Origin of the sequence: Natronolimnohabitans sp. A-GB9 (genome assembly GCF_030848565.1) — an archaeon.
GTDB lineage: Archaea > Halobacteriota > Halobacteria > Halobacteriales > Natrialbaceae > Natronolimnohabitans.
Window position 1 is genome coordinate 18,366 of the sequence record NZ_JAVDDV010000015.1, and the last position, 13,027, is coordinate 31,392.

Below are 13,027 nucleotides of genomic sequence, written 5' to 3' on the forward strand. Positions count from 1 at the left end.
ATGGAAGGGGCATTCTCCTACGCACCGGCGATAGCGGCGTTCCCCCTCGTGGCCTTCGTGGTCGCACTGGCCTTCGGCAAGTGGCTGCCGAAGAAAGGTGCGATCCCGGGCATCGCGGCGACGGCAGCCTCGCTGCTGTTCTCGCTGTGGATGCTCGTTGCGGTCGCGAGCGGCGAAACGTATCACGAGACGTTGTACGAGTGGACGGCCGGCGAGGCCGCAAGCGAGGTCGGCGCCGACGGGATCGCGTTCTCGTTTGGCCTGTTGATTGACCCGCTTTCGGCGCTGATGTTGGTCATCGTCTCGCTGGTCGCCTTCCTCGTCCACGTGTTCAGTCTCGGCTACATGAACGCCGAGGGCGAGACCGGCCTCCCGCGGTACTACGCCGGACTCGGGCTCTTTACGTTCAGCATGCTCGCGTTCGTCTACGCGGACAACCTGCTGATGGCGTTCATGTTCTTCGAGCTCGTCGGCCTCTGTTCGTACCTGCTGATCGGCTTCTGGTTCCGTACGCGATCCGCACCGTCGGCAGCGAAGAAGGCGTTCCTGGTCACCCGCTTCGGTGACTACTTCTTCCTGATCGGCGTCGTCGCGATCGCAGCGACCTTCGGGACGCTGCAGTTTGCCGGCGACCAGTCGTTCGTCGCGGCCGCGGAGACGGCGATCGACGACGGCGCGACCCTGTTCGGCTTCGACGCCGAGACGTGGGTGACGATCACCGGGCTGCTCGTGCTCGGTGGCGTCCTCGGGAAATCCGCACAGTTCCCGTTCCACACCTGGCTACCCGACGCGATGGAAGGCCCAACCACCGTCTCTGCGCTGATTCACGCGGCGACGATGGTCGCGGCTGGCGTCTATCTCGTCGCCCGGATGTTCGGCTACTACGCTCTGTCGCCGACGGCACTGGCGATCATCGCCTTCGTCGGTGGCTTCACTGCGCTGTTTGCCGCGACGATGGGTGTCGTCAAAGACGACATCAAGCAGGTGCTCGCCTACTCGACGATCAGCCAGTATGGATACATGATGCTCGGACTCGGCGTCGGCGGCTACGTCGCCGGGGTCTTCCACCTCATGAACCATGCCTTCTTCAAGGCGCTGCTGTTCCTGGGCGCCGGTGCCGTGATCATCCTCATGCACCACGAACAGGACATGTGGAAGATGGGCGGACTGAAGGACAAAGCGCCCGTCACCTACTGGACTTTCCTCGCCGGCGCGCTCGCGCTCGCGGGGATCATCCCGTTCTCGGGCTTCTGGTCGAAAGACGAGATCCTCTACGACGCGATCATCGTCGGCTTGGAGGAGCCGGTTATTCTCGCGGCCTACGCGATGGGGCTCGTGGCCGTCTTCTTCACCGGCTTCTACACGTTCCGGATGGTCTTCCTGACCTTCCACGGTGAGCCCCGTTCCGAGGCAGCCGAGGATCCGCATCCGGTCGGCTGGTCGGTCAAGTTCCCGCTGATCGTCCTCGGGCTCCTCGCGCTCGTCGCGGGTGTCGCTAACCTCGCACCCGTCGCCAAACTCGCAAACGTCGACATCACGTTCTTAGAACACTGGCTCGACGGCGAGTACGGCGCGATCGAGGGCCTGACCTACGGCGCCTACGGTGAGCTGCTGGCCTACGAGACTGGCGTGATCGGCACCGAACAACAGACGGTGTTGATCGCCGCCGGTCTCTCCTTGCTGCTTGCCTTCTCCGGCGCGGGACTGGCCTGGAAGCTGTACAACGCGCCCGAACCGGTCGCTCACAAGGAGCGGCTCGGCTCGGCCGGGACGGTCGTCGAGGACAACTACTACCAGGACGAGTACCAGGTCTGGCTCGCGGAAGGGGTCACGCTCCCGCTTGCGCGGGTCGCCGACCGCTTCGACCAGACCGTCATCGACGGTCTCGTCAACGGGGTCTCGAGCGCCAGCCTGTTCAGCAGTAGCTGGGTGAAACGTATCCAGACGGGAATCGTGACGAACTACGCCGCGCTGATCGTGGCCGGATTCGTCGCCTTACTCCTCGGTCTGGGACTCTACGGAGGGTGGTTCTGATGATGATCGAAGCACTGATCGCGGTCGCACTGGTCGGCGCACTCGTCACGTTCGTCGCGCCGAATCGCGTCGCGGGCAAGCTGGCCTTTGCGATCAGCCTGGTGCCAGTCGCGCTCAGCCTGTGGCTGTTCACGGCCTTCGACGGCAGCGGCAACGCGTTGCTCGATGGCACCCTCGCCTTCGAATCTCACTACGAGTGGATCCAGCTTGGCGAGTACACGATCTCGTGGTTCGTCGGTCTCGACGGCATTAGCCTGCCGCTTGTCGTCCTGACGACGATCCTCACGTCGCTGGCTATCATGAGTTCCTGGACGCCGATCGACGAGCGTGAGTCCCAGTTCTACGGACTCGTGCTCTTCATCGAGGCGAGCCTGATCGGCGTCTTCGCCGCGCTGGATTTCTTCCTCTGGTTCATCTTCTGGGAAGCCGTCCTGATCCCGATGTACCTGCTGATCGGGATCTGGGGCGGTCCACGCCGGAAGTACGCCGCGATCAAGTTCTTCGTCTACACGAACGTGGCGTCGCTGCTGATGTTCGGTGCCTTCATCGCGCTCGTCTTCGGGCTCGGTGACGCCGTCACGAGTTTCGCACTCCCCGAGGTTACGGACGCGATGCTCAACGGCGGCCCCGAAGGCTTCTTCGGCCTCGAGGGAACCACTCTCGCGTCGGTTGTCTTCGTCGCACTGTTCATCGGCTTTGCAGTGAAGGTCCCGGTGGTTCCGTTCCACACGTGGCTGCCTGACGCCCACGTCGAGGCACCGACGCCCGCGTCGGTGCTTCTGGCCGGCGTCCTGCTGAAGATGGGGACCTACGCCCTGCTCCGGTTCAACTTCACGATGTTCCCGGACCAGGTCGAGGCCTATGCGGTTCCGATCGCTGCGATCGCGGTCATCAGCGTCATCTACGGCGCGATGCTGGCACTGGCCCAGACCGACCTAAAGCGGATCGTCGCCTACTCCTCCGTGTCGTCGATGGGCTATGTCATCCTTGGCCTGATCGCCTACACGCAGTTCGGAGTCGGTGGCGCGACGTTCCAGATGGTCAGTCACGGCCTCATCTCCGGGTTGATGTTCATGGCCGTCGGCGTTATCTACAACGCCACCCACACCCGGCTCGTCACCGACATGTCCGGGATCGCAGACCGGATGCCCGTCGCGGTGGGGATCCTGGTCGCCGGTGCCTTCGGCTACATGGGACTCCCGCTGATGAGCGGCTTCGCCGCCGAATACTTCATCTTCTTCGGCGCGTTCGGTGCCGACTTCGCCTACGCGCCCCTGTTTACGGGGCTGGCGATGTTCGGTATCGTCCTCGTGGCCGGCTACCTGCTGTTTGCGCTCCAGCGCACCGTCTTCGGTCCGTACCGACTCGAAACCGACTACGAGGTGAGCCGCGCCCCGCTGCACGACCTCGCACCGATGTTCGTCCTGCTGGGACTGATCATCGCACTGGGCGTGGCCCCCGATCTGATCTTCGAGATGATAACCGACGCAGTCGATCCGATTCTCGAGGGAGGTGACCTGTAATGGCGATCTACGAACTCCCACAGTGGGCGGCGCTCGGTCCGGCGCTGCTGTTGGCGGCGACCGCACTGATGCTGTTTCTCTTCGACAGCATCTCGCCACGGTCGACGAACCGTTCGCTGCTTGCCGGCACTGCAGCGGCTGGCTCGCTGGCTTCGCTGGCCGTCGCCGTCTGGTTTACTGCCGCCGGCGTCGGCACGCCGACCGCCGAGGGCGGTCGTGGCGTCATCGACCCGACCCACGGCTTCGTCGTCGACCAGCTGGCGCTGTACTTCATGATCGTCGTCGCCATCGTGACGGCGCTGATCGTCGTCGCCAGCTACGACTACCTGGTCGATCACGCCTACCAGGCCGAGTACTACTCGCTCGTCATCCTCGCGGCGACCGGCATGTCGCTGATGGCCGCCGCCGACAGCCTCGTGACGATCTTTATCGCACTCGAGCTGGCGAGCCTGCCGTCGTATGCCCTCGTGGCGATCCTAAAGGACAACCGCGGCAGCGTCGAGGCCGGTCTGAAGTACTTCCTGATCGGCGCGTTGTCGTCGGCGATCTTCGTCTACGGGATCTCGCTGGTCTACGGTGCGACGGGCCACCTCGAGCTGTCGGCCATCGCCGAGGTCATCACCGACGGCGAGGCCGATCCCTACGGCGGACTGCTCGGACTCGGTCTGTTGATGCTGATCGGCGGTGTCGCGTTCAAGACCGCGAGCGTTCCGTTCCACTTCTGGGCGCCAGAGGCCTACGAGGGCGCGCCCGCACCGATCAGCGCGTTCCTCTCCTCGGCCTCGAAGGCAGCCGGCTTCGTTATCGCCTTCCGCATCTTCACCGAGGCGTTCCCCCTCGGTGAGATCGGCGCCGTGATCGGCTTCGACTGGACGGTCGCGTTCATCGTGCTCGCGATCGTCACCATGACGCTTGGGAACTTCGCGGCGGCCACCCAGGACAACGTCAAGCGGATGCTCGCCTACTCCTCGATCGGCCACGCCGGCTACGCGCTGATCGGGCTGGCAGGCTTGACCGTCGACGGCGGTGAGCTCGTCATGGGCGCGGCGATGATGCACCTGCTCGTCTACGGCTTCATGAACACGGGTGCGTTCCTGTTCGTCGCGCTGGCCGAACACTGGGGTGTCGGCCGCACCTTCGAGGATTACAACGGTCTCTCGGCACAGGCACCGGTCGCCTGCGCTGCGATGGCCGTCTTCCTCTTTAGCCTCGCGGGGATCCCGCCCTTCGGTGGCTTCTTCAGCAAGTACTTCCTGTTCGTCGGGGCGATCGAGGCCGCAGCCGCCAACATGGCGATGCTCGTCGTGGCTGCCGCGCTCGTGGTCAACAGCGCGCTCTCGCTGTACTACTACTCGCGGCTGGTCAAGGCACTGTGGATCGAAGAGCCACCCGCGACCCGTGATCGCCTCGCCCAGCCGACCGGAATCTACGCGGCGATCGTCGTCGCCGCCGTGATGACGATCGTCATCCTGCCCGGCTTCGGACCGGTCGTCGACGCGGCGATCGGCGCTGCCGAGGCGGTCGTCGGCTAACGCCGACGATCGACGTTCGGTCGAACCGCTGTAACGACGTCCGGCCGGCGTCTGCGAACCGAGCCGGTAGCTTTTCACCCTCGGAATTGCAACACGCGACATATGGTTTTCCGGCTCGTGCTCGGGTGTGCAACGGTGGGCCGCCAGGTCGTCGAACAGCTCCCCGAGCGCGACGGCGGCGAGTCCGACCGTCTGCTCGTCGTCACCGACGACGACGGCGTCGTCGAGACGCTGCGCGACGAAAGCGTCCCCGCACGTCACGCGGATCCGACCGATCCATCGGCGATCGCGAACCTCGAGCCCCCGGACGTGATCTTCATCGCCGGCGATCGTACCGACGTCAACCGGGTCGCCCTCGAGATCGCCCGGGATCGTTTCCCGACGGCGTCGATCGTCGCTTATCTGGGCGGCAACGCGACGGCCGACGACCGCGATCGGTTCGACGAACTCGCCGATCACATCGTCGACGCCGAGCGAGCCATGGTCGAACACGTCGTCGAGAGCGCGGTGAGTCCGTCCGCGGACGCAGCGATCAGGCTTCGAAACCAGCTGGCGACCATCGACGGCCGGCTGGCTGTCGTCATGCACGACAACCCCGACCCGGACGCGATCGCAAGCGCCGTCGCACTGGTCGACATCGCCGACGAGATGAACGTCGACGCCGACGCCTGTTACTTCGGCGAGATCTCCCACCAGGAGAACCGGGCGATGGTCAACTTACTCGATCTCGACCTCCAGAACCACTCGCCCGACGACTCGCTCGAGGCCTACGATGCCTTCGCGTTGGTCGACCACTCCAGACCCGGTGTCAACGATCAACTGCCCGAGGACCTCGACGTCGACATCGTCATCGATCACCACCCGCCTCGTGGGCCGGTGCCCGGCGAGTTCGTCGACCTGCGTGAACGGGCCGGCGCGACCAGTACCGTCCTGACCGAGTACCTAGAGCGGTTCAGACTCGAGCCTCGACGTTCGACGGCGACGGCGCTACTGTATGGTATTCGGATCGACACGAACGATTTCACGCGGGAAGTCTCCGCGGCCGACTTCAACGCCGCATCGATCCTCTGGCCGTACGTCGATACGTCGGTTCTCGAGCAGGTCGAACAGCCGACGGTCGAGGGGGAAACCCTGGAGACGATCGCGCGAGCGATCAAGAACCGCATCCAGCGCGACTCGGTCGCGATCGCCAGCGTTGGACAGATCAGCAACCGTGATGCCTTACCACAGGCGGCCGATCAGCTGCTGTCGATGGGAGGGATCGAGACGACGTTGGTCTTCGGGTTCCGCGACGAGATGGTCTATCTCTCTGCGCGGTCGCGAGACGCCGACGTCGACCTCGGTGAGGCGGTCCGTGACGCCTTCGACCGGATCGGCAGCGGTGGCGGTCACGCCGACATGGCCGGCGCGCAACTCGAGTTGGGAATCATGGGCAGCGTCGACGACGACGACGAGGTCGAATCCATCGTCAGCGTCGTCGAGGAAGTGATCACGAACCGCTTTCTCGAGGCGATCGACACCAGCCCGGGGACGCCGGTCGGCGCCTACAGCCAGACCAGCCAGTGGCTGTTCTCGGTCGACGAGGGCGGCGGACCGGCGGGCGATCGGACTCGATCCGACGACGACGGCGAGGCCGGAAGCGAGGAATCCGCGTGAAACGAGACAGTCTTTTGCGCGCGGGGTCCGTTGAAACGCCCATGGAAGTCGCGTCGGAGCGAAGCAAGCCCCAGGTCAAGGAGTATATGACGCGTGACGTGGCGACGGTCGCCCCCGAGACGACGGTCGGACAGGTCGCCACGCGGATCGCCGAGAGCGACAAGCACAGCGGGTTTCCCGTCTGCGAACGCCGCCGCGTGGAAGGGTTCGTCAGCGCACGGGATCTGTTACTGGCCGACGACGACGATCCCATCTTCAAGGTGATGACGACCGATCTGCTGGTCGCCCATCCTGACATGAAGGTGACCGACGCCGCCCGCGTCATCCTCCGGTCGGGGATCCAGAAGCTCCCCGTCGTCGACGACGCTGGGAACCTCGTGGGAATCATCTCGAACGCCGACGTCATCCGCAGCCAGATCGAGCGCGCCACCCCCGAGAAGGTGGGGAAGCTGATGCGTACCCTCGAGGAGATCCACAACGTCTCTCTCGAGCAGGAACGGCGAACGGTTCCGCTTTCGGAGCTGACGCCGACTCAGGGGCGGGTGTACGCCGACGAACTCGAGGGGCGCCGTTACGAACTCGAGCGCGGCTTAGCCGAGCCGCTAGTCGTCATCGACAACGACGGCACGCTGTTGCTCGCCGACGGTCACCACCGCGTGCTCGCAGCGGACCGCCTCGAGATCGACGAGATGGACGCCTACGTGATCGTCGTCGACGAGACCATCGATCTCGGGATGGCCCGGACCGCCGCCAAGGAGGACCTCGAACAGATCGACGATATCGACGTCGTCGACTACGCCCGGCATCCACTCGTCCAGACGACGAAACGGTTGCAGTCGGGCGACTGACTGATCGTTTCTCGGAGCATCCCGACCCGTCTCGGAGTCGTTCCGAGCCGTCCCCTATTTTGCTGACCGTTTTACGGAGACGTTCTTGACACTTGCTATCATTCCCCGGAATCCTTAATGCCGCGCCTGGCAAAAATTGCGAGTATGTACGACGACGAGGACCTCGAGTCGATCCGGGAGGCACGGGCGGAGTGGGAGCGGGAGACACTCGAGCCGACCCTCGACGCCCATGGCGAACGCAAAGACCGGTTCGCGACCGTCTCGAATCTCGACGTCGACCGGTTGTATACGCCCGCCGACGTCGACGACCTCGACTACCTCGAGGATCTCGGCTTTCCAGGCGAGGAGCCGTACACCCGTGGTCCGTACCCGACGATGTACCGCGGCCGGACGTGGACGATGCGACAGTTCGCCGGCTTCGGGACCGCCGAAGAGACCAACGAACGGTTTCACTACCTGATCGACGAGGGCCAGACCGGACTCTCCGTCGCGTTCGACATGCCGACGCTGATGGGTCTGGACTCGGACGACCCCATGAGCGAGGGCGAGATCGGAAAGGAAGGCGTCGCCGTCGACACGCTGCGGGACATGGAGATCCTCTTCGACGGGATCGATCTCGAGGCGATCTCGACGTCGTTTACGATCAACCCCTCCGCGCCGGTGATCTACGCGATGTACATCGCGCTGGCCGACCAGCAGGGCATCCCCCGCGAGAAGCTCCGCGGGACCCTCCAGAACGACATGTTCAAGGAGTTCATCGCCCAGAAGGAGTGGGTGATCCCCCCGGAATCCTCCCTCGACCTCGTCACCGACGTCGTCGAGTTCTCTACCGAGCAGACGCCGACGTTCCATCCGATCTCGATCTCGGGATACCATATCCGCGAGGCTGGCTCGACCGCGGTCCAGGAACTCGCGTTTACCCTCGCCGACGGCTTCGCCTACGTCGAAGACGCGATGGAACGCGGCCTCGAGGTCGACGCGTTCGCCCCGCGGCTGTCCTTTTTCTTCAACTGTCACAACTCCTTTTTCGAAGAGATCGCCAAGTACCGCGCGGCACGGCGCATCTACGCCCGCGTGATGGACGACTGGTACGACGCCGACGCGGCCGAATCGAAGCGGTTGAAGTTCCACACCCAGACCGCGGGTCAGTCCCTTACTGCCCAACAGCCACTGAACAACATCGTCCGCGTGACGATCCAGGCGCTTGCAGGCGTCCTCGGCGGAACGCAGTCGCTGCACACGAACAGCTTCGACGAGGCGCTGGCGCTGCCCGGTGAGAAGGCCGTCCGCGTCGCACTGCGCACCCAGCAGATCATCGCCGAGGAGTCCGGCGCCGCCGACATCGTCGATCCGATGGGCGGCAGCTTCGCCATCGAGGCGCTGACCGACGAGACCGAGACGCGTACGATGCGGTATCTCGAGGAGATCCGCGAAATGGGCGACGGCTCCGTTCGTGACGGCGTCCTGAAGGGGATCGAGGACGGCTACTTCCTTCGGGAGATCCAGGAGGCCTCCTACGAGTACCAAGAGCGCGTCGAACGCGGCGAGGAGGTCGTCGTCGGCGTCAACGAGTACACGCTCGAAGAGGACACCAGCCCCGATATCCTCCAGATCGACGAGACGACGGCCGAGCGACAACTCGCGCGTCTCGAGGACGTCAAAACGGATCGGGACGATTCGGCCGTCGAGGATGCCCTCGAGGAACTCCGCGAAGCGACCGAACGCGGCGAGAATACGATGCCCTACATCGTCGACGCGGTGAAAGCCTACGCGACGATGGGCGAGATCATGGGCGTCTTCGAGGATGTCCACGGCGAGTACAGCGAGCAGATCGGACTCGCCTGATACGGTCCCCTGTCGTCACGTTCCGCCGATCGCCGACCCGTTCTGGCAGTTGGCGGGAGATCAGGACAGCAGTCCGTATGAGGCGGCCGGCTACCAGGGTTCGCCGGCGGCGAGATCGATCTCGCTGTCGCCCTTTTCGGAGGGACAGATGTCGGCCAGCACGCAGTCGCTGCAGTCGGGGTTGCGGGCCGTACAGGTCGCTCGGCCGTGGTCGATACAGAGATGGGTGAACTGCTGCCAGTACCCCTCCGGGACGATCTCCATCAGCTCCTGCTCGATCGTCTCCGGCCGTTTCGCCTCGGTCAGGCCGAGTCGCCGCGAGAGTCGCTGGACGTGTGTGTCGACGACGATCCCCTCGACGACGTCGTGGCCATGTTGGAGGACGACGTTGGCCGTCTTCCGGCCGACTCCGGAGAGTTCCGTCAGTTCGTCCATCGTGTCGGGCACCTCGCCGTCGTGGTCCTCGAGGATCGTCTCGCAGGCGCTGCGGATGTATTTGGCCTTGTTGTTGTAGTAGGTGATCGAGTTCAGATCCTCCGCGAGTTCCTCCTGTGGGGCGTTGGCGTAGTCCTCGGGACCGTCGTACTTCTCGAAGAGGTGTTCGGTCTCCTCGTTGACGCGCTCGTCGGTACACTGTGCCGAGAGGATCACTGCGATCAGCAGTTCGAGTCGGCTCGAGTATCGCAACGAGATCGTCGAGTCCGGATACGCTTCCTCGAGGCGATCGATGACTTCCTCGGCCTGTGCCGACCGCGACTCCAGTGGGGTTCCCATGCGCGACCGATAGGCGCGCCGTCTGTTGAGCGTTCGGATTCCGTACGGGTCGGCTCACTGATACTGCCGGACAGAACTATTATGAGAATTCGCCGCTTCTATCCGGCGAATTCTCTTCATTGACTTCTGTCCGGTAGTATAACTACTGTCCGCCAGTATGAGACGCGGATGCCGTGACCTTTAAGCGGTCATCATCCGCGTATGCGGGTATGAAAGCGACCGCGATGGCTCACCCCATCCAGGGGTTAGTCAAGTACCACGGGATGCGAGACGAGATCGAGCGACTGCCCTATCACGACAGTATCAGCCTCTGTACCGCACCGAGTCACACCCGTACCACCGTCGAGTTCTCGATGGAGTACGAAGAGGATACCTTCGTCGTCGATGGCGAGGAACTCGAGGGCCGGGCCTACGAACGCGTCGAGGCCGTCGTCGAGAAGGCTCGCTCGAAGTCCGACGCTGCCCACACCGTCTATCCCGTTCGCCTCGAGAGCGAGAACAGTTTCCCCTCTAACGTCGGTCTCGGCTCGTCGTCGTCTGGCTTTGCAGCCGCTGCGATGGCGCTTGCCGAAGCCGCCGAACTCGACGCCTCGCGCCAGGAGATCTCGACGATCGCCCGCGTCGGGTCGGCGTCCTCCGCCCGTGCCGTCACCGGCGCGTTCTCCCAGCTCTATACCGGGATGAACGACGAGGACTGTCGCTCCCGACGGATCCCGACGGATCTCCACGAGGACCTGAAGATCGTCGTCGGCCTCGTTCCCTACCACAAGGAGACCGAAGATGCCCACGAGGAGGCCGCCGACAGCCACATGTTCCAGGCACGCAACGCCCACATCCACGAGCAGATCGCCGAGATGCGCGACGCCTTACGGAACAACGACTTCGAGCGTACGTTCGAACTCGCCGAGATGGACTCGCTTTCGCTCGCCGCGACGACGATGACCGGTCCTTCGGGATGGGTCTACTGGCAACCGGCCACCCTGCGGATCTTCAACCGCGTGCGTGAACTCCGTGAGGAAGAAGACATTCCCGTCTACTTCTCGACGGACACCGGCGCCAGCGTCTACGTCAACACCACCGAGGAACACGTCGACCGCGTTGAGGAGGAAGTCGCCGACTGTGGCGTCTCGACGACCGTCTGGGACGTCGGTGGCCCCGCGAAGCTACTCGACGAAGAGAAGCACCTGTTCTAGTACCGTCCCCAGCGTCGAGTGATGCGTACACACAGCCGACCGCTATCGGTTGTACCCATCACTGCAGGCTGGGGACGCCACTAGTGGCGGTCCACGCCTGAACTGCTGGGCGAAGTCAGCCGACACCCATCGATTTCACCCAGCAGTCGACGGCTGGAACGCTATAGTAACAACTGCAACGGTTTACACACTGATCGCCGATCCGTCTGGCGATCAGGTGTGCAATGACTTGCAGTGGCTACTATAGTAGGGACTGCTGTCCGCCAGCACCGGCGATCCTCCGACCCACGACCCGCCTGTGGGTTCGCGGGCGGACGGGACACCGTACGAGGTCGGGTCCGGCCGCGACTCGAGTGAGTCCACGACCGCGGATCGTGATGTCACTATAGTATCGACAGTAACGATAGTAATCGAAATATAGATACTATAATCGATCATTCCAATAAATTGAATATTCTATCCTCCCTACTACGTACTATGTCGAACCGCCCGACACGGTCCTCCAGATCGGCTGAATCGACACCGGACACCTCGCTCGGTCGGCGACGGCTCCTCCAGGGAAGCGGCGCCGCTGCGATGCTCGCTCTCGCCGGCTGTCTCGACACGCTTGGCTCGGAGTCGGACGACGAATCGAACGGTGACGAATCCGACGACGACGAGTCAAACGGGAACGGAGACACCACTCCGGAACAGATCGACGTCGTCGACGCCTACCTCGAGGCCGCCGCCGACGAGGAGATCGAGACGATGAGCGACCTCTCCCACGAACTGAATCCGTACGATCCGGCATCGTGGGTCGAAGAGGGATGGGAGTTCGAGGGTGGCGACGGTGAGGACGTCCCCGAGTACGACGCCGAGGTGCGAACGACCGACGGTGACGTCGAGGACGTCTACGCGATCGAAGGCGCCGAGTTCTGGTTTCATGACGTCGATCTCGAGGAGGAACTCGAGGGAGAATCGATCGCCGTCGTCGAACTGACGGTCGACGAGGAGACTGAAGAACGAAGTCTCTGGGTGCTCGCCACCGAAGACGGCGAGTGGAAGATCCTCATTCAGGGCACCGAAGACGACACGCCCGATGATCCCGAGGAAGCCTTCGACGAACCGATCGAGGACGAAGCCGACGACGTCGTCGTCGGGATCGATTGGGAGCACGATCCGGACGACGGATTCGACGTCGATGACGAGGACGAGACCGCGACGGACGATCAAGACGACGAGTTCGACTTCGAGGTTACCCAGGCCGAGGTGACCCTGACCGATTCGCCGGGGCTCGAGGCACACACTGTTCGGATCGAGTCGGCGATCGACGGCTACGAAGGCGAAATCGGCGGTCCGGACCGAGAGCCGGGCGGCTGGGCAGGGATGCGACTGTATCCCACGTACGATCCCGACGGCGACCAGATCGAGGTCACCGCGATCAGCGACGACGGCGAGACGGTCGTCCACCGGGAGCAGTACGAACCGGAACAGTAGGCAGTGGTACGGCTCATGACACCACGTTCAGTACAGGTGTGAGCGTCGTGTGAGGATGGCGCAAAACCTCGTTTTATGTATCGTAACGAAACTGATCGCACAGCCGACGTGCGATCGGCGCGTGAACCGTGTTGTCCGACAGTATA

At 63.7% G+C, this 13,027-nt stretch carries 9 protein-coding genes; 8 read left to right on the forward strand and 1 reads right to left on the reverse strand.

Translation table 11 applies throughout. The features are described from left to right. From nuoL to RBH26_RS16025, 6 genes are all read left to right on the forward strand, one after another. On the forward strand, positions 1-2,034 hold the full coding sequence (gene nuoL / locus RBH26_RS16000) for an NADH-quinone oxidoreductase subunit L (RefSeq protein ID WP_306759380.1): 2,034 nt from the start codon (positions 1-3) through the stop codon (positions 2,032-2,034). Beyond that, entirely contained in the window at positions 2,034-3,557 is a 1,524-nt protein-coding gene (locus RBH26_RS16005) for a NuoM family protein (protein ID WP_306759381.1), read from the forward strand. Before nuoL ends, RBH26_RS16005 begins: the two co-directional genes overlap by 1 nt. Next, positions 3,557-5,089 carry an NADH-quinone oxidoreductase subunit N gene (locus RBH26_RS16010; protein ID WP_306759382.1) on the forward strand — a complete coding sequence of 511 codons (1,533 nt, stop codon included), beginning with the start codon at positions 3,557-3,559 and terminating at the stop codon, positions 5,087-5,089. The genes RBH26_RS16005 and RBH26_RS16010 overlap by 1 nt, the downstream gene beginning before the upstream one ends. A 102-nt stretch (positions 5,090-5,191) precedes the next feature. Further along, complete coding sequence (locus tag RBH26_RS16015) at positions 5,192-6,745, forward strand: DHH family phosphoesterase (protein WP_306759383.1); 1,554 nt, start codon at positions 5,192-5,194, stop codon at positions 6,743-6,745. A 41-nt stretch (positions 6,746-6,786) separates the two neighbouring features. Further along, complete coding sequence (locus RBH26_RS16020) at positions 6,787-7,593, forward strand: CBS domain-containing protein (RefSeq protein ID WP_306759384.1); 807 nt, start codon at positions 6,787-6,789, stop codon at positions 7,591-7,593. A 144-nt stretch (positions 7,594-7,737) separates the two neighbouring features. Then, positions 7,738-9,438, forward strand: coding sequence for a methylmalonyl-CoA mutase family protein (locus RBH26_RS16025; protein WP_306759385.1), 1,701 nt, complete (start codon positions 7,738-7,740; stop codon positions 9,436-9,438). Positions 9,439-9,528: 90 nt separating this feature from the next. On the opposite strand, the gene nth is transcribed toward RBH26_RS16025, so the two are convergent. Next, complete coding sequence (nth, locus tag RBH26_RS16030; RefSeq protein ID WP_306759386.1) at positions 9,529-10,212, reverse strand: endonuclease III; 684 nt, start codon at positions 10,210-10,212, stop codon at positions 9,529-9,531. 209 nt (positions 10,213-10,421) lie between these two features. Here nth and mvaD point away from each other — a divergent pair, with 209 nt between their 5' ends. Further along, positions 10,422-11,405 carry a phosphomevalonate decarboxylase MvaD gene (mvaD, locus tag RBH26_RS16035; protein ID WP_306759387.1) on the forward strand — a complete coding sequence of 328 codons (984 nt, stop codon included), beginning with the start codon at positions 10,422-10,424 and terminating at the stop codon, positions 11,403-11,405. Positions 11,406-11,882: 477 nt separating this feature from the next. Beyond that, a complete protein-coding gene (locus RBH26_RS16040) occupies positions 11,883-12,881 on the forward strand; it encodes a hypothetical protein (RefSeq protein WP_306759388.1) in 999 nt (332 codons plus the stop codon). Positions 12,882-13,027: the final 146 nt, after the last annotated feature.

What these genes read in the sequence shown, in the direction of transcription:
- nuoL (WP_306759380.1), top strand. Translation starts at nt 1, where the DNA reads ATGGAAGGGGCATTCTCCTACGCACCGGCGATAGCGGCGTTCCCCCTC.
- RBH26_RS16015 (WP_306759383.1), top strand. Translation starts at nt 5,192, where the DNA reads ATGGTTTTCCGGCTCGTGCTCGGGTGTGCAACGGTGGGCCGCCAGGTC.
- RBH26_RS16040 (WP_306759388.1), top strand. Translation starts at nt 11,883, where the DNA reads ATGTCGAACCGCCCGACACGGTCCTCCAGATCGGCTGAATCGACACCG.
- RBH26_RS16005 (WP_306759381.1), top strand. Translation starts at nt 2,034, where the DNA reads ATGATGATCGAAGCACTGATCGCGGTCGCACTGGTCGGCGCACTCGTC.
- nth (WP_306759386.1), bottom strand. Translation starts at nt 10,212, where the DNA reads ATGGGAACCCCACTGGAGTCGCGGTCGGCACAGGCCGAGGAAGTCATC.
- mvaD (WP_306759387.1), top strand. Translation starts at nt 10,422, where the DNA reads ATGAAAGCGACCGCGATGGCTCACCCCATCCAGGGGTTAGTCAAGTAC.
- RBH26_RS16010 (WP_306759382.1), top strand. Translation starts at nt 3,557, where the DNA reads ATGGCGATCTACGAACTCCCACAGTGGGCGGCGCTCGGTCCGGCGCTG.
- RBH26_RS16020 (WP_306759384.1), top strand. Translation starts at nt 6,787, where the DNA reads ATGGAAGTCGCGTCGGAGCGAAGCAAGCCCCAGGTCAAGGAGTATATG.
- RBH26_RS16025 (WP_306759385.1), top strand. Translation starts at nt 7,738, where the DNA reads ATGTACGACGACGAGGACCTCGAGTCGATCCGGGAGGCACGGGCGGAG.